Source organism: Mycobacterium dioxanotrophicus (assembly GCF_002157835.1).
Lineage (GTDB): Bacteria > Actinomycetota > Actinomycetes > Mycobacteriales > Mycobacteriaceae > Mycobacterium > Mycobacterium dioxanotrophicus.
Map to the genome: position 1 here is coordinate 5,748,832 of NZ_CP020809.1, position 21,442 is coordinate 5,770,273.

18 protein-coding genes are annotated in these 21,442 nt (G+C 68.0%); 10 read left to right on the forward strand and 8 right to left on the reverse strand.

What is annotated here, in order from left to right; all coding sequences use genetic code 11:
• Positions 1-116: 116 nt before the first annotated feature.
• Positions 117-1,640 carry an aldehyde dehydrogenase gene (gene adh, locus BTO20_RS27965; RefSeq protein WP_087079210.1) on the reverse strand — a complete coding sequence of 508 codons (1,524 nt, stop codon included), beginning with the start codon at positions 1,638-1,640 and terminating at the stop codon, positions 117-119.
• 107 nt (positions 1,641-1,747) lie between these two features.
• Positions 1,748-3,040 carry a GAF domain-containing protein gene (locus tag BTO20_RS27970; protein WP_087079211.1) on the reverse strand — a complete coding sequence of 431 codons (1,293 nt, stop codon included), beginning with the start codon at positions 3,038-3,040 and terminating at the stop codon, positions 1,748-1,750.
• A gap of 313 nt (positions 3,041-3,353) precedes the next feature.
• Between BTO20_RS27970 and BTO20_RS27975 the strand changes: the two genes are divergently transcribed.
• The gene (locus BTO20_RS27975) at positions 3,354-4,709 is read left to right on the forward strand and encodes a DEAD/DEAH box helicase (protein ID WP_087079212.1); all 1,356 of its coding nucleotides are present in this window, start codon (positions 3,354-3,356) and stop codon (positions 4,707-4,709) included.
• A 46-nt stretch (positions 4,710-4,755) separates the two neighbouring features.
• A complete protein-coding gene (locus BTO20_RS27980) occupies positions 4,756-5,766 on the forward strand; it encodes a hypothetical protein (RefSeq protein WP_087079213.1) in 1,011 nt (336 codons plus the stop codon).
• On the opposite strand, the gene BTO20_RS27985 is transcribed toward BTO20_RS27980, so the two are convergent.
• The 4 genes from BTO20_RS27985 to eccCb all read right to left on the reverse strand — a co-directional run bounded on the left by BTO20_RS27985 (position 5,763) and on the right by eccCb (position 11,298).
• Positions 5,763-6,056, reverse strand: coding sequence for a WXG100 family type VII secretion target (locus tag BTO20_RS27985; RefSeq protein ID WP_087079214.1), 294 nt, complete (start codon positions 6,054-6,056; stop codon positions 5,763-5,765). The genes BTO20_RS27980 and BTO20_RS27985 overlap by 4 nt on opposite strands.
• A 16-nt stretch (positions 6,057-6,072) precedes the next feature.
• Positions 6,073-6,393, reverse strand: a complete 321-nt coding sequence (locus BTO20_RS27990; RefSeq protein WP_083170979.1) for a WXG100 family type VII secretion target — start codon at positions 6,391-6,393, stop codon at positions 6,073-6,075.
• A 73-nt stretch (positions 6,394-6,466) separates the two neighbouring features.
• Complete coding sequence (locus tag BTO20_RS27995; protein ID WP_087079215.1) at positions 6,467-7,600, reverse strand: type VII secretion-associated protein; 1,134 nt, start codon at positions 7,598-7,600, stop codon at positions 6,467-6,469.
• Positions 7,597-11,298, reverse strand: a complete 3,702-nt coding sequence (gene eccCb / locus BTO20_RS28000; protein ID WP_087079216.1) for a type VII secretion protein EccCb — start codon at positions 11,296-11,298, stop codon at positions 7,597-7,599. Before eccCb ends, BTO20_RS27995 begins: the two co-directional genes overlap by 4 nt.
• Positions 11,299-11,409: 111 nt before the next feature.
• On the opposite strand from eccCb, the gene eccD reads away from it, so the two are divergent.
• Together eccD and mycP are read left to right on the forward strand one after the other, a co-directional pair.
• Entirely contained in the window at positions 11,410-12,732 is a 1,323-nt protein-coding gene (eccD, locus tag BTO20_RS28005) for a type VII secretion integral membrane protein EccD (RefSeq protein ID WP_087079217.1), read from the forward strand.
• Entirely contained in the window at positions 12,729-14,072 is a 1,344-nt protein-coding gene (mycP, locus tag BTO20_RS28010) for a type VII secretion-associated serine protease mycosin (protein WP_087079218.1), read from the forward strand. The genes eccD and mycP overlap by 4 nt, the downstream gene beginning before the upstream one ends.
• On the opposite strand, the gene eccB is transcribed toward mycP, so the two are convergent.
• Positions 14,028-15,440, reverse strand: coding sequence for a type VII secretion protein EccB (eccB, locus tag BTO20_RS28015; RefSeq protein ID WP_087079219.1), 1,413 nt, complete (start codon positions 15,438-15,440; stop codon positions 14,028-14,030). The genes mycP and eccB overlap by 45 nt on opposite strands.
• A 121-nt stretch (positions 15,441-15,561) precedes the next feature.
• On the opposite strand from eccB, the gene qcrB reads away from it, so the two are divergent.
• Positions 15,562-17,190 carry a cytochrome bc1 complex cytochrome b subunit gene (gene qcrB, locus BTO20_RS28020; protein ID WP_087079220.1) on the forward strand — a complete coding sequence of 543 codons (1,629 nt, stop codon included), beginning with the start codon at positions 15,562-15,564 and terminating at the stop codon, positions 17,188-17,190.
• A 120-nt stretch (positions 17,191-17,310) separates the two neighbouring features.
• Positions 17,311-17,586 (forward strand): hypothetical protein, encoded by a 276-nt coding sequence (locus BTO20_RS28025; protein WP_408632210.1) that lies wholly within the window; start codon positions 17,311-17,313, stop codon positions 17,584-17,586.
• 22 nt (positions 17,587-17,608) lie between these two features.
• Here BTO20_RS28025 and BTO20_RS28030 read toward each other — a convergent pair whose 3' ends face one another.
• Positions 17,609-18,163 (reverse strand): CGNR zinc finger domain-containing protein, encoded by a 555-nt coding sequence (locus tag BTO20_RS28030; protein WP_087079221.1) that lies wholly within the window; start codon positions 18,161-18,163, stop codon positions 17,609-17,611.
• A gap of 79 nt (positions 18,164-18,242) precedes the next feature.
• Between BTO20_RS28030 and BTO20_RS28035 the strand changes: the two genes are divergently transcribed.
• Genes BTO20_RS28035 through BTO20_RS28050 form a run of 4 tightly spaced genes read left to right on the forward strand, consistent with a single transcriptional unit; the run spans position 18,243 to position 21,408 of the window.
• Positions 18,243-19,277, forward strand: coding sequence for an EamA family transporter (locus tag BTO20_RS28035; protein WP_087079222.1), 1,035 nt, complete (start codon positions 18,243-18,245; stop codon positions 19,275-19,277).
• A 25-nt stretch (positions 19,278-19,302) separates the two neighbouring features.
• Positions 19,303-19,971 carry a cutinase family protein gene (locus BTO20_RS28040; protein ID WP_087079223.1) on the forward strand — a complete coding sequence of 223 codons (669 nt, stop codon included), beginning with the start codon at positions 19,303-19,305 and terminating at the stop codon, positions 19,969-19,971.
• 25 nt (positions 19,972-19,996) lie between these two features.
• Positions 19,997-20,659, forward strand: coding sequence for a cutinase family protein (locus BTO20_RS28045; RefSeq protein WP_087079224.1), 663 nt, complete (start codon positions 19,997-19,999; stop codon positions 20,657-20,659).
• Positions 20,660-20,712: 53 nt separating this feature from the next.
• Positions 20,713-21,408 carry a cutinase family protein gene (locus BTO20_RS28050; RefSeq protein ID WP_087079225.1) on the forward strand — a complete coding sequence of 232 codons (696 nt, stop codon included), beginning with the start codon at positions 20,713-20,715 and terminating at the stop codon, positions 21,406-21,408.
• Positions 21,409-21,442 lie beyond the last annotated feature (34 nt).

Genomic DNA, 21,442 nt, shown 5'->3' on the forward strand with positions numbered 1-21,442 from the left:
TCCGCAAACCCACGAGGGCACCGCGAATGCTCTGGCATCACGAGTCACGGGCAGTTCCTCGTAACACCATCGCATTCGCGGTGCGGGGTATTCAGTTGTCGGACTGGTGCGCCTCTTTAAAAGAACCCCTGGGCCTTGTTGCTGTAGGACACCAGCAGATTCTTGGTCTGCTGGTAGTGGTCCAGCATCATCTTGTGGTTCTCGCGGCCGATACCGGACTGCTTGTAGCCACCGAATGCGGCGTGGGCGGGGTACTGGTGGTAGCAGTTGGTCCACACCCGGCCGGCCTTGATGTCGCGGCCGGCGCGATAGGCGGTGTTGCCGTTGCGGCTCCACACGCCGGCGCCAAGGCCGTACAGCGTGTCGTTGGCGATGCTGATCGCGTCGTCATAATCCGCGAACGAGGTCACCGCGACGACCGGGCCGAAGATCTCCTCCTGGAAGATCCGCATCTTGTTGTTGCCCGCGAACACCGTCGGGGCGACGTAGTAGCCCCCGTTGAGATCGCCGCCCAGCTCCGCCCGGTCGCCACCGGTGATCAGTTTGGCCCCTTCGGATTTGCCGATTTCGATGTAGGACAGGATCTTCTCCAGCTGGTCGTTGGAGGCCTGCGCACCGATCATGGTCTCGGTGTCCAACGGATCGCCCTGCCGGACCGCCTTGGTGCGGATCGCTGCCAATTCCAGGAACTCATCGAAGATGTCGGCCTGGATCAGGCTGCGCGACGGGCACGTGCAGACCTCACCCTGATTGAGGGCGAACATCGTGAAGCCCTCGAGCGCCTTGTCCTGGTAGTCGTCGTTGGCCGCCAGGACATCGTTGAAGAAGATGTTGGGGCTCTTGCCGCCGAGTTCCAGGGTGACCGGGATGAGGTTCTGCGATGCGTACTGCATGATCAGCCGGCCGGTCGTGGTCTCACCGGTGAAGGCGATCTTGGCGATCCGGTTGCTCGACGCCAGCGGCTTGCCCGCCTCGACACCGAAGCCGTTGACGATGTTCACCACACCGGCGGGCAGCAGGTCACCGATGAGCGAGAACAGGTAGAGGATCGAGGCCGGGGTCTGCTCGGCGGGCTTGAGCACGACGGCGTTGCCCGCGGCCAAGGCGGGGGCCAGCTTCCAGGTCGCCATCAACAGCGGGAAGTTCCACGGGATGATCTGCCCGACTACGCCCAGCGGCTCGTGGAAGTGGTAGGCGACGGTGTCCTCGTCGATCTGGCTCAGCGAGCCTTCCTGCGCGCGCAGCACCCCGGCGAAGTAGCGGAAGTGATCGACCGCCAACGGAATGTCGGCGTTGAGTGTCTCGCGGATCGGCTTGCCGTTGTCCCACGACTCGGCCAGCGCGATCGACTCGAGGTTCTCCTCGATCCGGTCGGCGATCTTGTTCAGGATCACCGCGCGCTCGGCGGGCGAGGTCTTGCCCCACGCCGGCGCGGCGGCATGCGCGGCGTCGAGCGCCTTCTCGACGTCAGCCTCGGTGGACCGCGGGATCTCGCAGAACACCTGTCCCGTGACCGGTGACGGGTTCTCGAAGTACCGACCCTCGACGGGGGCCACCCATTCGCCACCGATGTAGTTGGCGTAACGCGACTCGAAGGTCATCAACGAGCCTTCGGCACCCGGACGGGCGTACACAGTCATGACTTCTCCCTGCCTTCAGACGACGAAATGTGTCGGTGATCACTGAAGATAGGTTGCGCAGGGTTGCACCACAGTTGCATGACGTTGCAATGCCGGGCCGGGCGGGATCAGCTCAGGTCGAAATCGATGCCGACGAGGTGGCCGTGCGCCTTGGCCCGAGTGCCTGCACCCGCATCGCTGTGATCGTGCAACCTCCGCCAACCCTCGCGGTCGTCGCGACCTTCGGGCAGTTCCAGCCAGCGCCGCAGCGTATCCAGGTTGGATTCCGCCAGCACAGCGCCACGCAGGCCGGCACTCAGCTCGGTCCGCAGCCGCGCCACGGCAGGAGACACCGATTGCGGCAACAGCTCCCCCGAATACGCCCGCAACGCCGCGTCGACGTCGTCGGCGCCCAGCGCATCGAACACCTCGCCCATGTCGCTGGCAATGGGTTTGACCAGCCGGTATGGCCGCGACGCGAGGTAGGCCTCGCCGATGACCCGGCGCAACCGGGACATCTCGGCTCGGATGGTCACCACGTCGAGGTCTTTCTCGTCGAGCAGCACGGCGAGGTGATCGGCGCTGAGCCCTTCCGGATGGCGCAGGAGCAACACCAGGATGTCGGCATGCCGGCCGGTCAGCGTCGCGGAACGCACCACGCCGTCGGCGTCGGTGTCCTGCCACTGCGGGCGATCGGCCCCGAGCACGGTGAGACGTGCCTCGGTGGGCGGCGGCTGGCTCGCCGGCCGGGTCAGCCGCAACAGCGCCAGATGGTTTTCCACCGCCACGGCGGTGGCCCGGACGAGCCCCAAGGTCTGCGGTGTCACGATGGCTGAGCCACCCGTGAGGTCGATGGTGCCCAGCAGCGCACCGGTGACCGGATCGTGGACCGGCACGGCCGTACAGTTCCACGGCTGCACGACGCGGGAGAAATGTTCGGAACCGCGGATCTGCACCTCGGAGTCGAGTGCCAGCGCCGTGCCCGGCGCGTTGGTGCCTGCGCTGCGCTCGCTCCAATCGGCCCCCGGGACGAAATTCATCGCCTCGACCTTGCGGCACGCGGCGAGGTCACCCTCTACCCACAGCAGGGTGCCGTCGGGGCCGGTGATCGCGACGACCACACCGGAGTCGGCGGCGTCGTCGACCAGCAGCCGGCGGATCACCGGAAGGGCGCTCGACAACGGATTGGCCTCCCGCAGCGCACCGAGCCGGGCAGCGGCCGCCGCGGCCTGTGCCCCGCGGTCAGGGTCCACCCCGGTGGCCAGGCTGCGCTGCCAGCTCTCGGCGACGACGCGCCGGACGTGGGTCGAGTCGAGGTAGGCAGCGTCGACCTCGCCGGCGACGAAGAGCTCGCGGACCGCACGCAGCTGCGCCGACGGCACCCGGCCGCCGGAGGTCCTCGGTATGCCCACCTCGATCACGCTCCTCGCGGCAGGCCATTTCCGCAGGCCACCGCGTGTTCGCCAGGATAGTTGACCGGGCTCGCAGGGAGAAATATCAGGCGCGCGTCACGTCTGGGGAAGGCACCTCAGTCGCGCAGGTCACACCCCGCCGAGACGAAATCCGCGGTGTCGTACCGGTAGACTCATCGCCGATCGGCACATCTGTTCTGCCAGTGCCGCCTCCTCGATCGTCACACCGAGCGCCGCGGGATGTCACCCGCGCCGGGCAGGACGACCGCCCTCTACTTTTCGGAGTTTCATTTTGTCTGCGCCAAACCACAGTGGCAGCACTGTGCCCACGTTCGCCGAGCTGGGCCTTCCCGCCGAGATCGTCACCACCCTGGCCGCCAACGGCGTGACCGCGCCGTTCCCGATCCAGGCCGCCACCCTGCCCGACTCGCTGAAGGGACGCGACGTGCTCGGCCGCGGCCGCACCGGGTCCGGCAAGACCTACGCGTTCCTGCTGCCGTTGGTCGCGCGGCTGGCCCGCAGCGACAGCCGCCGGATGTCACGCCGACCGCGCGCCCTGATTCTTGCGCCGACCCGCGAGCTCGTCACCCAGATCGAGGCCTCGCTGGCCCCGCTGGCCGCCGCGACCGGCCTGAAGTCGCTGAACGTGTTCGGCGGTGTCGGTGCCGGCCCGCAGATTTCGGCTCTGCAGCAGGGTGTCGACGTCGTGATCGCGTGCCCGGGCCGGCTGGAAGACCACATGCGATCCGGTCATGCCGACCTGTCGGCCGTCGAGATCACCGTGCTCGACGAAGCCGACCACATGGCCGACCTCGGCTTCCTGCCCGGCGTCAAGCGCCTGCTGGACAAGACCCCGAAAGACGGTCAGCGGCTGCTCTTCTCGGCCACCCTCGATGCCGGTGTCGACGTGCTGGTCAAGCGCTACCTGCATGATCCGGTGGTGCACAGCGTCGATTCGGCGCAGTCGCCCGTCACCGCGATGGTGCACCACGTGCTGCACGTGGACAACGCGGCCCGCGTCAACGTGGTAGCCGACCTGGCCGCTGCACCGGGCCGCACCATCGTGTTCGCGCGCACCAAGCACGGCGCGAAAAACCTGACCCGCCAGCTCAATTCGCGAGGAATCTCGGCGGTCGAACTGCACGGGAATCTGTCTCAGAACGCGCGTACCCGTAATCTCACCGCGTTCTCCGACGGCTCCGCCACGGTGCTGGTGGCCACCGACATCGCGGCCCGCGGCATTCACGTCGACGATGTGAACCTGGTGGTGCACGCGGACCCGCCGGTCGAGCACAAGGCGTATCTGCACCGCTCCGGCCGTACCGCCCGGGCCGGCAACGAGGGCACCGTGGTGACCCTCATGCACGACGCGCAGGTGTCGGACGTGCGGAACCTGACCCGCAAGGCCGGCGTCAAGCCGACGATCACCCGCATCAACGACACCGATCATCCGGTGCTGCAGCAGATCGCTCCCGGCGAGCGGGTTTTCGGTGAGCCCAAGCGTCCCGAGCCGAAACCGGCCCGGCCTCAGCCCGCGCAGCCGCGGCGCAGCAAGCCACGCAACGCGGGGCACCCTGCCGGGGTTACCGGCTCCCGGTCCGGAAGCCCCGCGGCCCGCAATGGCCGGCGCCGCCGGCCGAGTCGGCCCAACGACGCCGCGGGTAACGGCCGCGGGTAACGGCAAACACTAAAACGGCCGCGCGGGCCGCTTAGACTCTGCAGCGATGCTGTTCGACGTCGTGATGGCCTGCGTGCCACTGGTCGCGGTCGCCCCCGCGGTGATCGGCGTGGCCACCGGCCACACCGACTTCACCGCGAAGGGGCAACTGCAACGCGGGCTGTACCGCTCGCTGTTGCTCGCCGAGAAACTGCCTGCCACAACGCCCGGTAGCGCCCAGATCGCCGCCGACATCGACCGGGCCACCCTCGCGGTGGCCTACCGAGTGCAGTATCCGCAGCGCGGCGCGGAGATCACCCGGCTGGCACTGGTCGGTCTGGGGTTGCTGACCGCACTGGTCGTCTACTACGGATTGCTGTGGGTCGACGCCTGGTGGGTCTACCAGGTGTTGTTCGCGATCCCGGTGCTCGTGATGGCGGCTTGGCTGCACCGGGCCGTCGGCAATTTTATCCGCAATGACGGGCTGACCCGCGCGGTGTTCGAATACTTCGGCGCCCCAACCGAATTGATCCGGCCTACCACTGAACTGATCACTAGGAGCCCGACTCCGACCATGGCCGCGGTGTTCGAGCGGGCCGCCGAGATCCGAGACCGCGAGCACGGCGGGACGCTCAGCTCGCTGGATGCTGTGAACGCCGCGCTGGGCTCTTACCACACCTCGGTAGATTGGCGTGCTCTGGTGGGCCGCATCCGCCGGCAGCTCAGCACCACCGATTACCGCGGGCACGCCGAGACAGCCAGGGCTCAGGCAGAGAATGTTGCTGCCCAATCATTTTCAGTGCTCAGCAGCGGATATGACCGTGCCATGCAGACATTGACCGGGCCGGTGTTCGCGGCGCGGCTGTCGTGGCTCGACACGCGTGAGCACGATCGGATCGCCAAAGCCGAGCGGGCCGGCGACGTGTACCGGGCGGCGTGGTTGGCGACCCACTATCGCGACGAACGCAGCCGAATGGCCGGGCAGCTGTCATGGCTGCGCGCGCAGCGAAATGTGCGGCCCCGCTGGCCTCTCCATTCCGAGCGGGACCGCACAAGCTTCGTCGGTGGGGATCACTAGCCCCACGCGTTGGCGGCACTGCGGTCGGTGGCGGCCACATCGTCGGCGCCGTCACGAACCGCATTACCCAGGTTGAACAAGATCTCGTTGAGGGACGCCGCGGCCTGGTTCCACCGGGTCTGTTCCAGCTGATACGCCTCGGCGGCTTCGCGAGTCCAGACCCGCTGCAGCGGGGCCAGCTGCGTGCGCAGGTCCTCCAAGGCCGCGTTCAACCGGGCCGAGGTGGTGTGAATCTCTTGGCGCACCGTGTATTCGATCTCGCCGAAGTTGTAGGACAATACCTGGCTCATGCGTTGCTCCGATCGATCACAGGGTGTCCGCGACGGCACCGAGCTGCTGCGAATGTCCCTCGGCAGCTTCGCGCAGCGTGCGTTCGTTGTAACGGATGGTTTCGGCGATACGCTGCAGCGCGGTGTGCAGCTTGAGCGATTCGCTGTTCCAGCGGTCGACCACATCGCGGAACCGCAGCGCCGCCGCCCCACCCCAGACTGACGGCGGCACACTGCTCATCCGTCCGATGAAGGTCTGCAGCATGGCGCGAATGTCATCGTTGACGACATCGATCCGGCCGGCCGCAGTGGTCATCACGTCGAAGTCGGTACCAAGGGATCCCGAAGTTGAAGCCATCTCGCACCTTCCGGTTTGTCTTGCGGGGTATATCAATTCGACGCACGCGGTGCCGATTTGGTTCCGCCCGATTTCACAGCACCGCGTGCGCAGAGCGGATCGCCGTCTCACACGGTGCCTTTCGCCGGTCCACCGGGCCCTGGCAGCCGACGGCGATGCGGACCGTCTTGTCCGCGAACACCGCCCAGCCGACCTCCCGCCCGCCACGAATCTCGCGGTAGCTGACCACCGCACGATCGGCGATGCGGTCGGCCGGGTTGAAGTCGGTGAACACTCCCGCCGGTTGTTCGTCGAGTGCGCGACGCAGCGTCGCGGCCACCGTCTGCGGGTCGGCCGTGTCGGTCGGCGACTGGGTCAGATAGATGACGGTATTCGGATCGGCTGCCGAAACCACCTCCACCCGAGCCGATCCCGGGCCGGATGTCACCCGGCGCACGGTCCAGTCGGCCGGGATCTGCATCCCGACCCGGCCCTCCACCAATGCCGTCTGTGGCTGCGCTGCATCGGGGCGAGCGGCCAAGCCCGCGCAGGTGATCGCCACGGCTACGGCGATCCCGATGAGATGGCGGTTGCCACGGCGGCGCCTGATCACCGGCAACGGGCGGACCTCCTCCCGTGGCACGGCTGCCCGCGCGCCGTTGGCCAGCATCCGCGGCCCGGCCATCGATACCGTGGTGCCGCAGGCACGTACGGCATCACCGACCGCCCCGGCCAGGACAGCGGCACCGCCGACCTCACCCGGCGCGTCGACGATGACCTGGGCGGCTCCTCGGGTCGCACCGGCCACCTCGCCGGCCAATACGGAGGGCGCACCCCGTCGGACCAGACGCACCGCGTCGCCGTCCTCGCACGACACCATGATCAGCTCGTCGGCGATCTCCACCACCGCCCATGACGGGGCATCCAGCGTCGCGGCGAGAGCCTGAGCCCGGTGCAGCACAACACCGTCGAGCTCGGCGGCCACCGTCCGGATCCGCTCCGTCTGGTCGGTGGTCCACCACGTGGGGCACACCACGATCGGCGCCTCGGTGCGTGCTCCCGCGGCCGCGCAGATGGTCTGCGCCCACAGTTCGTCGACCGGTACAGGTTCGTCGTCGACGAGCGCCACGGCGTCGTCGATGCACTCCACGGCGATCCGCGCGGATTCGGCATCAACCGTGCCGGGGCCGCGCACCAGTACCGGGCCTGCCTCGATCACTGCCGTCACGGCAAGCCCTGCTCTGGTATGACCGCCACCTGGATCAGCTGCTCGCTGCCGGTGCGGGTGACGAATACGCCACGGCCAGGCGGCAACTGCCGTGGTCGCACACCGCCGAACAGCACGCCGTCCTCGGCGCCCGCGCTCATCACAAGACCCATGCAGCCGAGGTCTCGCATCCGGGCCAGCACCGGGTCGAACATGGCCCGCGCCGCTCCCCCCGACCGGCGGGCGACCACGACGTGCAGTCCGACATCCCTGGCGTGCGGCAGGTATTCGAGTAGTGGGCTCAGCGGGTTGCCGTTGTCGCCGGCGACCAGGTCGTAGTCGTCGATCACGAGGTAGAACTCCGGCCCGGACCACCAGGAGCGGCTGCGCAACTGCTGCTGGGTCACGTCGGGTCCGGGCATCCTGGTTCGCAGCAGCTCCAGCACAGCCGGCAGGTGTGTCGCCACGGCCACCGGTGAAATGGCGTAACCGGCCAGATGGTCGGACTCGACCACGCCGAGCAGAGTGCGTCGGAAGTCGATGATGAGCAGACGCACATCGCGGGAGCTGTTGGTGGCGACGAGGTCGGCGCACATTGTCCGCAACGCCGTGGTCTTACCGCAGCCCGTGTCACCGAGCACGAGCAGATTGCTCTGCTCGGTGAAATCCATGAGCACCGGCCGTAGTTCGTGCTCGCCGATTCCGATCAGCACCTGGGTGGCCGACCGGGTTGTGACGGCCGGCGCCAGAGCCCGATGATCGACTGATGCCGGAAGAAGCCGAATCGGCGGGGCACACGTGTCGGGGTATTGAGCGCACAGCGTCTCGCCAACGCGTGCGGCGGCGGCGACCAGTCCCGTGGTGCTCGGCACACCGTCGAGGCGGGGTAATCCGATCAGCAACTCACGGCCGTCTCGGGTCAGTCCCCGCCCGGGGCGGCGGTCGGCCAGGGTGCGGGCACGCTTGCGGTCCATCTCCGATTCGGCAGGATCCCCGAGCCGCAGTTCGATCCGGGTGCCGAGCTGATCCTTGACGGCGGGCCGGAATTCTGCCCACCGCGACGCGGTCAGCACCACATGCACGCCGTACGAAAGGCCTTGTGCGGCAAGTGTGGTGATTGCGCCCTCGACCGCGTCGAGCTCTTGCCTCAGCACCGACCAGCCGTCGACGACCAGGAACACATCGCCGAATTCGTCCGCGGCCGTGGGGTCGGATGCGCGATGACGCCGGTATGCGGTCATCGAGTCGAGGCCCAGTTCGCCGAACAGGGCCTCCCGGCTCCGTACCACGTCCTCCAGCTGGGCCACTGTGCGGCGCACCAGGTCCGGGTCATGGCGACCTGCCACCGCGCCGACATGGGGCAGCGTCAGCAGGGACGCCAGGCCTCCACCGCCGAAGTCGAGGCAATAGATCTGGACATCCCGGGGATGGTGCGTGGCAGCCAGGGCCATCACCAGGGTCCTGGCGGTGATCGACTTACCCGACTGTGGACCACCGACGATCGCCACGTTGCCCGCAGCACCGTCGAGGATGACGGTGAGCCGGTCACGCCGCTGCTCGAAAGGGCTGTCGATCAACCCGATCGACGCGGTCAACGGTGTGCAGGCCGATAGCAACACGTCGCTCAGCGGCACGACCTCCGGTAGTGGTGGAAGCCAGACTTGGTGCGCGGGCCTGCCGTGCCCGGCGATGCGCGCGAGCACCGTGTCGATCAGGGTGGGGCCGGTCTCGCGGTGTGCCACCACACCTGCCGGCGGCCATTGCGCGGTGAACCGGCGGACGGCGGTCGCCCGGATCGGCGGCGGCGCGGGCATCGGCGTGGAGACGAACGCGGTCTGGAACCGCACCAGTTCACCGGCAGGCGTCTTGAGATACGCCGCGCCGGGTGTGCTGGGTAGTTGATGGGCGTCGGCGATCCCCAAGACGGCACGGGATTCGCTTGCCGAGAAGGCCTTCAGACACACCCGGTAGGAGAGATGGGTTTCCAGCCCCCGCAGCCTGCCCTCGTCGAGCCGCTGGCTGGCCAGCAGCAGGTGCATACCCAAGGACCGGCCCAACCGCCCGATGGCGACGAAGAGTTCGGCGAAATCCGGGTGCTGGTAGAGCAGCTCTGAGAATTCGTCGACGATGATCAAGAGAGCGGGCAGCGGCGGCAGGTCCGGCCGTTGCCGCTGGTATTCAGTGATGTTCGCGAGATTGCCCGCCGTGCGCAGGATTCCCTGCCGGCGGGTGATCTCCCCGCTCAACGCATCACCCATGCGTGCCACCAGCGCGGCCTCGTCGGCGAGGTTGGTGATCAAGGCGCTCACGTGCGGCGCCGACTGGAGACCGAGAAACGTTGCGCCGCCCTTGAAGTCGACGAGGATCAGATTGAGCACCTCTGGTGGGTGGGTGGTGACCAAGCCCAGGGTCAGGGTCCGCAGGAACTCGGATTTTCCCGACCCGGTGGCACCGACGCACAACCCGTGCGGGCCCATACCGTTCTGGGCGGCTTCCTTGAGGTCCAGATGCACCGGTACGCCGTTGTCGTCGACGCCGATCGGTACGCGTAGCAGCGACCCGGACTGACGCCAGGTGAGCGCGGGATCCAGCTCCGTGAGGTCACCCAACCCGACCAGCGCCGGCCAATCCGCGGCTGCGCGCGCCGACACGGGTGCCTGATGCGGCGCGAGCCGTCGCGCACATGTCAGCGCGTCGTCGATGGTCATGCTGTCCCAACAGATGTCGCCAGTGTCGACATCAAGCCGCAGATCTGTGCTTCCGGCCTCCTCGCCGACGACGATCACGGTGATGCCGGTGGCCGGTGGCGGCAGTTGCGCGTCCGGGTGATCGACGATGATCACCAGGTGCGGGACCACCACACTGCTGCATGCCTCTGCCGACGTGCGGTAGCGGAGATGGTGCTCGTCGTTGTGCGGATGTCGATGGTGCGGCAGCCATTTCAGCCAGTCCCACCGGGACGCGGCCGCATCATCGAGCACCGCGGCCACCCGCACGTCGTGTGGTCCGTGCGTTACCGCCAGTCCGCAGACGGCCGCGCGGATCAACGCCCGGGCGCGAGAGCGCTCTCCCGTGATCGCAAGGCTCTGGGTATTCCGCAGTTCCAGTGTGACGGGTACCTCGGGCACCATGGCCCGTCGCTCGATCAGGCGCTGCAACGCGACTGCTGTCACCGGGTCCTGCTCGGCGCCCGGAGCGGATTCGGGCGCCACCAGCTTGGTGGTCAGCCAGACCTCACCGATGCCGATGCGGACCACACCGAAGTGGGGATCGGCAGGACCACGCCGCCACATGTGCTCAGTGCCGATCAATGTCCAGAGCACATCCGGGTCCGGATAACGCTCGTACAGTGAATCCCGCTGTGCGGTAGCCGTTCCCAAGACCGCCTCGTCGATGCCATCAAGATAGTTCAGGTAGTTTCGCCGGTCCCGGTCGAGTTCTGCGGTCCGCCCGGTACCACGCATGCTGTAGGCCAGCGTGCCGAGCGCCGACATCACCATCATCACGGGGAACAGCGTGACCATCGGTCCCCGCGAGGCTGCGGCGCCGGATCCGAAGTAGACGACCATCATGCCGACCACGGCCAGCACTAGTACCACCGGCAGCAGGCGGGCCATGAGATTCGCCGGAGCACTCGTCGGCACCGGCGGCGGCGCGTCGATGACCAGCTCGCCGGACGGCGCCGGCGAGCTCGACCGGTGTTGTGCAGTGAGCTCCATCGACGTTAAGACGCGCACCGGAGCAGATCCGTTCCACCCGAAATTGCTGCAATCCGCTGCGACCGCGCTCGGCTACGGTGTGTTCACTGGCGTCAACCGGGGGGTGATGACGTGCCGAATGCATTGTGCCGAGTGGCGATTCACTGTGAGCTGCCCGGCGCCGACCAACCGGCGACGGTCGATCTGCGCCTGCCGTCGTCGCTGACCGTGGGGCAACTGCTGCCCGCCATCGCCGACGCCGTCGGCGCAGGCACCGGACCGCGTCGCTGGCGGTTGTCCCGGGTCGGCGGGCCGTCGCTGGACGAATCGATGTCCTTGAGCCAGCACGACATTCGGGACGGCGATCTGCTGTTGTTGTCGGCCGCTGCAGTGCCGAGGCCACGGCCCCGCGACCCGTCCTTGATCGGTGCACTCGCCGCGGCAATCCCGGACAATCCACACTCCGGGTTACGCCCGGTCGGTTGCCTGGGCACCGTGCTCGTCGGCGCACTGACACTGGCGGGTGCCGCAGCAGGCGGTACGGGGCGGGTCGTCACCGCTGCCGCCCTGGCCGTCGCCGTGACCGGCGCCGCGATGGCTGCGCGCCGGGTCCGCTGTGGGCCCGACTCGGTGGCCGCCGTGGACCTCTGCGCGGTGCTGCAGGCCGCAGTGCTCGGATTCCTGGTCGTGCCGGGCGGCCCCGCACCGGCGAATGCCTTTCTGGCCGCGGTGGCATCGGCTTCGGTCGCCGCGGTGCTGCTTCGGCTATCGGGCGGCAGCACAGTCATTTTGACCGCCGTGGTGACGATGACCGCGACTGTCGGGGTGGTCAGCGGGACGGCGGTGATGTGGCCGCTGTCCACAGTGGCGCTCGGAGCTGTGTTGGCGACGGCAGCGCTGGGCGGGCTCACGGCGGCTGCACGATTGTCGATCGCGCTGGCCCGTCTCACTCCGCCGCTCCCGGGCGACGAGGGACCTGACGGCGACATCGCCGGCCGCGTACTGCGCGGGCACCGAACGCTGACGGGGCTCGTCACCGGCTTCTCCGCCGCCGCGGCATTGGGAACGATCATTGTCGTCGCCGGCGCCAGGCATGCGGTGACGCCGGCGGCCGTGGCATTCACCTGCGCGGTCGGGGTGGCACTGGCGTTGCGCGCCCGTTCGCACGCTTCGGGCCTCTGCAGGCTCGCGCTCGCCGGAGCCGGATTCGCCGCCACCACAGCGACATTCGTTCTCGTGGTGGTGTGGTCGCCGACATCGGCACACTGGGCGGCAGGCATTGTCGTCAGCGCGGGGCTCGCGGCACTCGCGCCGGGTGCAGCCACTGTGGCCGCCGGTCACCGCGCCTCGCGCATCCTCGACGCCACGGAGTATCTGGCGCTGGCGTCGGTGGTACCGCTGGCATGCTGGCTCGCCGGGCTCTTCGACCTGGCTCGAGGTCTGAACCTGCCATGAGCGGGCCCGTCCGGGTGATCGCAGCGGCCGCGGTTCTTGCGCTCGCCGCGGCACCGGCTGCCGCTGCGCTGGGACCGCGACCGCTTCCGGTGGTGGAGCCGCCGCCGGTCGACAGTGCGTTGCTGCCGCAGGCGTCCGCGCCGGTGCCTCCGGGACCGACGCGCCTGCGCGGGCAATGCTTCGCACCGACAACGCGTGCGGCCGACGGCGCCCACAATCCGATGGAACTCGACGCCGTGTGGCGGCTCACCAAGGGCCGGGGCCAGACCGTCGCGGTGATCGACACCGGGGTGGCGCGACATCGCCTGCTGCCCCACCTCGTCGGCGGCGGCGACTACGTGGCGCGTGGCGACGGGACGAGTGATTGCGACGGGCACGGGACCATCGTCGCCGGGCTGATCGGAGGAGCTCCCGATGGTCTCGGCTTCAGCGGAATTGCGCCGGAGGCAACGATTCTCAGTATTCGTCAGTCGAGCACCAAGTTCGCCGTCGAGGGGCAGGCGCCCGGTGTCGGTGACGTCGACAGCCTGGCCCGGGCCGTGCGGACCGCCGCCGACCTGGGTGCCACCGTCATCAACATCTCGTCGGTGGCCTGCGTGGCCGCCGCCGACCGTCTCGACGACCGGCCCCTGGGCGCCGCGCTCACCTACGCCGTCGACGTGAAGAACGTCGTCGTGGTGACGGCGGCAGGCAACGTCGGCGGCGCCGGCCAGTGCCCCGAACAGAACCCGCCACCGGGGCCGACCGGCGGACCGGACTGGGACACGGTGCGCTCGGTCGCGAGCCCGGCCTGGTACGACGATCTGGTCCTGTCGGTCGGGTCGGTCGGCCGCGACGGCGCCGCGTCGGATTTCACCTTGGCCGGGCCTTGGGTCGACGTCGCGGCGCCGGGTGAGGAAGTGGTCTCGCTGCATCCCGACGCAGCTGGACTGATCGACCTTCTCGCAGCAGGGAAGCCGATCTCGGGCACCAGTTACGCGGCGCCCGTCGTCGCAGGAATCGCAGCACTGGTCCGGTCGCGGTTTCCGCAACTCAGTGCGCGCGACGTCATGCGCCGCATCGAGGCGACAGCGCACCGCCCGCCGGCGGGGTGGGACCCATTCGTAGGCAGTGGTGTGGTCGATGCTTTGGCGGCGGTCAGCGGTGGCGCACCCGCAGCCGCGGCACCGGTCACCCCACCTTTGCTGCCACCGCCGTCGGCAGCGGTCGGCGATGCACGGCCACGCCGGGTCGCCTTCGGCGGCGCTGCCGCGTGCATCGTCGTGACCCTGGCAATCATCCTGTCCGCCAGGAGATCACGGGATCGCACGGGCGACATTCAGCCCGTCACGGACGACTGACGCGGCGTCGCGGCTCAGTTCCGGGCCACGAGGCAGGACCGCCAACATCGACCACGGGGCAGCCACCGCGGGCCCGGGCAGACCGAGATGCTCGGCGGCCCGCTCGTCGTGTACACCGAACAGCACCCCACGATCGTTGAGGTAAAAGAGCGATCCGGCGGTCCCACCGGTTCCGACGACTGCCGTGGACCGCACCAACGCACCGCGGCCGGCAGGGATGACGACCCGGTCGATGTTCGGCCCCTCGGCGTCGGACTGGGCGAGCGTCACTCCCCCGCTTCCGGGCACGGGCAGCGAACTGCTCACGGCCACCGTCGTATTCGTTTCCGAACTCTGGTGCCTCGGATCCCAACCGGCGCACACGGTGTCACCCGTGCCCGCCGCGACCCGATCGGGAAACCGGCGCACCGGTAACGTCTCGACGAACGGCACGGTCGCGATCACGTCGGCTGCGATCACCGGAGGTTGCCCGCCCGGCTGGGCGACGGTGAACCGGATCAGGTCGGCAACCACGGTGTCGACGCGCTGCACGCCGTCGGACAGCACGACGTAGAACTCGTGGCCGGCCGCCCGTTCCACCCGCACCACGGTGCCGACGCCGAGACCACCCAGCGCGGGCGTCCCGGGCGCGCCGGCGTCCGCGATCTGAGGTGCCTGGATCGCCGGCGCCTCCGGCACGCTGTCGAGAAGTGAACGCGAGACCATCAGCGGTGCAACGCCTTCCAGATGCAACGCGCGCACCACCGAGATATCCCGCAGATCGACTGCTGCGCGCCAACCGTCGAAGACCAGGTACGTGGCGGCGGGGCCCTCACCCCGCGGAGCCACCAGTAACGCCTGCCCGCCCGGCAGCCGACCGGTATCCGAGGTCATGCGGCCCACGATCAGCACTGTTTGTGGCGGATCGGCCACGTCACACAGCGTCCAACCGGACTCGTCGATGTTCAATGGCGGATCGATCTGCATAGGTGCACCCGGGATACCCACCAGCGGACCGCGGTTGGCCGCGGCGAGTGCGTGGGCATTGACCGGCCGTGGGTTGGCGGGTGTTGCGGCCAACAACCGGGCCGACGCCAGGTTGAGCACCGGGTGCATGGTGTCGGCGATCCGCACGTACAGCGCCCCGGTGTCGCGGGCCATGACTATCGGCGTCGCATCGAGATCGCCACCGGGACGCAGCATTGCCGTCGCCGCGCACACCGCGAAGGCCACGACCGCGAGCACGGCGCCGATGGTCAGCGAAATCGCTTGTGTGCGTAGCGGATCATCGATCATCCGGGCGTCGCCGCGCACCAGGGCGTGTTGCGTGCGCCGGATCAGGAAGCGGTGCCCGCCCAGTTGCAGCCGGGTCGCCGGTCGTCGTGCCATGTGTCCCCCGGCGATCACTCTAACCCGGTCCCGACGGCCTACCACGCAGGAAAAGTGGTACCCGAAATCGGCGCCAAAATGGAGCCCAGCCATGTCCCACCGGCGGGCTAGCGTGGCTGCTATGTCCGCCAGTTGGTCGCGACCGGACGCCGGCTCCACTGCCGACGCGATCGATTCGCGGTATCACCCGTCCGCTTCGGTGCGCCGTCAGCTGAACAAGGTGTTCCCGATGCACTGGTCATTTCTGCTCGGCGAGATCGCGATGTACAGCTTCGTCGTGCTGCTGATCACCGGTGTGTGGCTGACCCTGTTCTTCGATCCGTCGATGGCAGAGGTGACCTACAACGGTGTGTACCAACCACTTCGGGGCGTGCAGATGTCGCGCGCGTATGAGTCGGCGCTGGAGATCAGCTTCGAGATCCGCGGCGGCCTGTTCGTCCGTCAGGTCCACCATTGGGCAGCGCTGATGTTCGCGGCATCGATCATGGTCCATCTCGCCCGCGTCTTCTTCACGGGTGCGTTCCGGCGTCCGCGTGAGGCCAGCTGGGTCACCGGCGCAATCCTGTTGATCCTGGCCATGTTCGAGGGTTACTTCGGTTACTCGCTGCCCGACGACCTGCTGTCCGGCATCGGTCTGCGCGCCGCGCTGTCCTCGATCACCCTGGGCCTGCCTGTCGTCGGCACCTGGCTGCACTGGGCGCTGTTCGGCGGCGACTTCCCCGGCACCGTGCTGATCCCGCGCCTCTACGCCCTGCACATCCTGCTCATCCCCGCCGTCATATTGGCACTCGTGGCGACGCACCTCACCCTGCTCTGGTTTGGCAAGCACACGCAGTTCCCCGGCCCTGGACGTACGGAGAAGAACGTTGTCGGCGTGCGCGTCATGCCGGTGTTCGCGGTCAAGTCCGGTGCGTTCTTCGCGATGATCACCGGCGTGCTCGGCCTGATGGGCGGTCTGCTGACCATCAACCCGATCTGGAACCTCGGCCCCTACAAGCCATCTCAAGTCTCGGCCGGTTCACAGCCGGACTTCTACATGATGTGGACCGAGGGCCTGGCCCGTATCTGGCCGGCCTGGGAGTTCTACCCGTTCGGTCACACCATCCCCGCGGCGGTGGGTGTCGCACTCATCATGGGCATCGTCTTCATCTTGCTGATCGCCTACCCGTTCATCGAGAAGAAGGTCTCCGGGGACGACGCGCATCACAACCTGCTGCAGCGTCCGCGAGATGTACCGGTGCGCACCGCCATCGGCTCCATGGCCATCGCGTTCTACATGGTGCTCACCCTGGCCGCGATGAACGACATCATCGCACTCAAATTCCACATCTCCCTGAACGCCACCACCTGGATCGGCCGCATCGGCATGGTCGTCCTGCCCGGCATCGTCTACTACATCGCCTACCGCTGGGCCGTCTCCCTACAACGCAGCGACCGCGCCGTCCTCGAACACGGCATCGAGACCGGCATCATCAAACGCCTACCCCACGGCGCCTACGTCGAACTGCACCAACCACTGGGCCCCGTCGACGACCACGGCCACCCCATCCCGCTCGAATACCAGGGCGCCGCCCTACCCAAGCGGATGAACAAACTCGGCTCCGGCGGCGCACCCGGCACCGGCAGCTTCCTCTACGCCGACCCGGCCGTCGAGCAAGACGCCCTCACCGAAGCCACCCACGCCTCCGAACGCAAAGCGCTCACCGCCTTGCGGGAGCACCAGAGTCGCAACGGACATCGCGACGACTGAGCCCGCGGTGTAACCCCGCCCCCTAACTCCTTTCGGAACCGCCTGCAGCACTTGGCAATCGCCACGCTGCCCGGCCGACGAAAGGGATTCGTGGTGAGGACTTGGCTCAGTGCCGCTGCGATGGCGGCTGTCCTGCTCGCCGCAGCGGCACATACGGCGTCAGCAGATCCGTCGGCGTTCAACAACGGTTACGGCAATGCCCAGGACACCGTCAATGCACTGCGCGCGCAGGGCTACGACGTGCAACTCAACGGGGCCGCGGTGTACCCGTTGAGCTCCTGCCGGGTCACCGGGATCGAGGGGCTGCGCAATTCCAATTCACAGCCCAACGGCAATCGGATCGATCCGACCGAGTCCGACACCGTATACGTGGACATCTCCTGCCGCGGCGGCTGAGGGCACGTGCGAACCAGCGCCCCTACTCTTCCTCGCGCTGCCGCTGCCGGTAGGCCGCGACGTGCTGGCGGTTGCCGCAGTTGCCGGTGTCGCAGAAGATGCGCGAACGGTTGCGTGACAGGTCGGTCAGCACCGCCGTGCAGTCCGGGGCCGCGCAGATCTTCAATCGCCTGAGCTCACCGCCGCGGATCAGGTCGGCGAGCGCCATCGCGATCTCGGCGCCCATGCGCTGCCACAGCGGGTCGTCGGCGGCGCCCAGATGTAGGTGCCAATCGGGATTCTCCACGTGGCGGGTCAGCCATGGCGACGCTTTGGTCTCGCCCAGCAGTGCGTTGACCCTGTCCACCGTCGCTTCCTCATCGTCGGCAACGTCCCAGATATCCCCGATCCGGGTCCGCAGTTCGTGCACCGCGCGCAGTTCGACGTCGTCGCGGTCACGCCGCCCTGTCCAGCCGAAGTCGTTCAGATATTGATCCAGAGCGGCGAGGTCGCCCAGCTGCTCGCCGTCCACCCGATCGCTGTTGACCAGCACCGCGGCAGCCCGGAGTGTGAGTTCCGTGTCATAAGTGAAAAGCATTTGACTCGTGACTCCTTTCCGCCGTACCGTCACTACCAAAAGTCAGTTTACTCATGACACGCGCCCAGGAGGTGTACCCATGGCCACGGCAGCACTCGACCGCCCGAGCACCGACAACCATTTTCGGCTCGGTCTGCTGTTCGCACTCGCATCAGCACTGGCCTTCGGGTCCTCCGGTCCGTTCGCGAAAGCGCTGATCGAAGCCGGCTGGAGCCCGACCGGCGCCGTCACGGCGCGGCTCGCGGGCGGAGCACTGGCGATGGCCATCTTCGCCAGCTTCGTGCGGCCCGGCTGGGTCCGCGAGTCCATCCGGCATGCCAAGACTGTCGTGGCCTACGGCCTGGTGCCGATCGCCGGTGCGCAACTCTGCTACTACAACGCCGTTGCGCACCTCTCGGTCGGCGTGGCACTCCTGCTCGAGTACACCGCTCCGATCCTCGTGGTCGGGTGGGTGTGGGCGACCACTCGTCGGCGCCCCAGCTCGATGACGTTCGCCGGCGTGGGTCTGGCGGTCGCCGGGATCATGCTCGTGCTCAACGTCTTCAGCGGTGCTCACATCAACATGATCGGGGTCAGCTGGGGGCTGGCTGCCGCGGTGTGTGCGGCGTGCTACTTCATGATGTCCAACCACGTCAGCACCGAGGGCGAGGGTCTGAACCCCATCAGCCTGGCCGCGGGCGGCCTGATCGTCGGCACTGCGGCCGTCGCGCTGCTCGGTGTCACCGGGGTGATGCCGCTGACATTCACGGCGAACTCCGTCGTCATCGCGGGCTTCACCACGTCCTGGCTGGTGCCCGTGATCACACTGGGCCTGATTCCGACCGCTCTCGCGTACACCCTCGGCATCTTCGGTGTCGCCCGCCTCAAGCCGCGGTTCGCATCGCTGGTGGGTCTGTCCGAGGTGATGTTCGCGGTGCTGTCGGCCTGGATCCTGCTGGGTGAGGCCATGACGGTCAGCCAGGCCATCGGTGGCACCGTCGTTCTGCTCGGTCTGGCCCTGGCGCGCCAGGGAGACCGCAGCGAGCAGGCGCATCCCGAGTCCGTCGGCCAGGTCGAACTCGCGAGCTGGCCCGACATGCCGCTCCGGGAGACAACGGAACCGGCAAACGATTAGCCGCGGCTAACCATTTTGTGTGACGATGTCGTCCGTGAGTCTTCTTCGGAAGTCGGCCCGGGTGGCCGCGATCGTCTCAACGCTGGTCAGCGCGGCATTGCCGCTCACCTTCGCCGCGCCCGCCGCGGCTGAACCGTGCTCCGACATCGAGGTCATCTTCGCCCGAGGCACCAACGATGCACCCGACCTCGGCCGCCCAGGACAGGCTTTCGCGGACGCGCTGCGCGCCCAGGTCGGGGGTCGCACGGTCTCCACGTACGGGGTGAACTACCCCGCCAGCTACGACTTCCTGACCGCAGCCGACGGGGCCAACGACGCCGCCAACCGCATCACGTCGCTGGCGGCGTCCTGCCCGTCCACCAAGATCGTGCTCGGCGGTTACTCGCAGGGCGCAGCCGTGGTCGACATGCTCGCCGGCATACCGCCGCTGGGCAACAAGGTCGGCGAGATCGGTTCGGCACCTCCGCTGCCCAGCAGCCTGGTACCGCAGATCGCGGCCGTGGTGGCCTTCGGAAACCCGGCCGCCAAGTTCGGCAACCCGCTCACCTCATCAGTCTTCGGCGGCAAAGCCATCGATCTCTGCAAGGACGGGGATCCGATCTGCTCGCGCGGCCGGAACCCGTTCGCGCACAGCGACTACGTGACGGCAGGCCTGACGGATCAGGCCGCGAACTTCGTCGCTCGCCTCGTCTAGCGACGCCCGGACGCTAGGATTTGGTGTGGCTATTGATCTTGTTCGTCGTTACGCTCCGCTCGTTGCCGCCGCTGCACTGACCGCCGCCGCCGCAATCGTGACGCCGGTTCCGGCCGACAATCTCGCTGTCGCCTCGGCCGACGACTGCCCCGACATCCAGGTGGTGTTCGCGCGCGGCACCAATGACAGTCCCGGCCTCGGCCGGATCGGCAACGCGTTCGTCAGCTCACTGCGCGGCAAGGTGGGCGGGCGTTCGGTGGGCACCTATGCGGTGAACTATCCCGCCAGCTACGACTTCCTCGCTGCCGCTGGCGGCGCCAACGACGCCAGCGGCCACGTGCAGTGGATGATGGACAACTGTCCCAATACCCGTCTGGTGCTCGGCGGCTACTCGCAGGGCGCGGCGGTCATCGACGTCATCGCCGCGGTTCCTTTCCCGGCGGTCGGCTTCAATGCGCCGCTGCCGCCCAACGCTCCCGACCACATCGCGGCCGTCGCAGTGTTCGGCAATCCGTCCGCCAAGCTCGGCCTGCCGATGACCGCCAGCCCGGTGTACGGATCGCGCGCCATCGACCTGTGCAATCCGAACGATCCGGTGTGCACCGACGGCAACAGCGTCGATGCGCACCGGGCCTACGACGGGGGGCCCGCCAATCAGGCTGCGAGCTTCGTGGCCGGCCTGGTGTAGTCCTCGCCACATAACCTCCGCAGCCGTCAATTCGCTCGGCTAGCATCGCTTAGGTGGTCAAACTTTCCATCGGTCGGCGGGTCAGGCGATGGTTGGGTGTGGCAGCGGTGGTGCTGGCCGCGCCGGCGCTACCGATCGTCACGTCAGCAGCTCCGGGCGTCGACGTGCTTGCGGTCGCCTCGGCCGCGCCGTGCCCAGAGGTCGAAGTGGTCTTCGCTCGCGGGCGTACCGAACCGGCCGGCGTCGGCACCCTCGGCAATGCGTTCGTCAATGCCCTGCGCTCGCGGGTCAACAAGAACATCGGCGTCTATGCCGTCCGCTACCCCGCGGACACCGAGGTGGACATCGGCGCCAATGACATGAGCGGTCACGTCCAGTACATGATCGGCAACTGTCCGAACACGCGACTGGTCCTCGGTGGTTACTCACTGGGCGCCGCCGTCACCGATGTCGTTCTGGCCGTGCCGTTCACCGCGTTCGGGTTCAAGAGCCCGCTTCCGGCCGACGCCGACGGTCATATCGCCGCCGTGGCCTTGTTCGGCAACGGCGCAGGCTGGGTCGGCCCGATCACCAACTTCAACCCGGCTTATCGGGACCGCACGATCGAGTTGTGCCATGGCGCAGACCCGATCTGCAACCCCGCCGACCCCGACACCTGGAAGAACAACTGGCCCGACCACCTCGCTGGGGCGTATATCGACGGCGGAATGGTCAACCAGGCAGCCGACTTCGTGGCGGGTCGTCTCTGAGGTCGACGACTTCGTCGCCGGATCGTTGCCGGAC

Bases quoted from the DNA above. Each gene is read 5' to 3' on its own strand.
- adh (WP_087079210.1), bottom strand. From the start codon at position 1,640: ATGACTGTGTACGCCCGTCCGGGTGCCGAAGGCTCGTTGATGACCTTC.
- BTO20_RS27980 (WP_087079213.1), top strand. From the start codon at position 4,756: ATGCTGTTCGACGTCGTGATGGCCTGCGTGCCACTGGTCGCGGTCGCC.
- BTO20_RS27985 (WP_087079214.1), bottom strand. From the start codon at position 6,056: ATGAGCCAGGTATTGTCCTACAACTTCGGCGAGATCGAATACACGGTG.
- BTO20_RS27990 (WP_083170979.1), bottom strand. From the start codon at position 6,393: ATGGCTTCAACTTCGGGATCCCTTGGTACCGACTTCGACGTGATGACC.
- eccCb (WP_087079216.1), bottom strand. From the start codon at position 11,298: ATGGAGCTCACTGCACAACACCGGTCGAGCTCGCCGGCGCCGTCCGGC.
- mycP (WP_087079218.1), top strand. From the start codon at position 12,729: ATGAGCGGGCCCGTCCGGGTGATCGCAGCGGCCGCGGTTCTTGCGCTC.
- eccB (WP_087079219.1), bottom strand. From the start codon at position 15,440: ATGGCACGACGACCGGCGACCCGGCTGCAACTGGGCGGGCACCGCTTC.
- qcrB (WP_087079220.1), top strand. From the start codon at position 15,562: ATGTCCGCCAGTTGGTCGCGACCGGACGCCGGCTCCACTGCCGACGCG.
- BTO20_RS28025 (WP_408632210.1), top strand. From the start codon at position 17,311: ATGGCGGCTGTCCTGCTCGCCGCAGCGGCACATACGGCGTCAGCAGAT.
- BTO20_RS28030 (WP_087079221.1), bottom strand. From the start codon at position 18,163: ATGCTTTTCACTTATGACACGGAACTCACACTCCGGGCTGCCGCGGTG.
- BTO20_RS28035 (WP_087079222.1), top strand. From the start codon at position 18,243: ATGGCCACGGCAGCACTCGACCGCCCGAGCACCGACAACCATTTTCGG.
- BTO20_RS28040 (WP_087079223.1), top strand. From the start codon at position 19,303: ATGTCGTCCGTGAGTCTTCTTCGGAAGTCGGCCCGGGTGGCCGCGATC.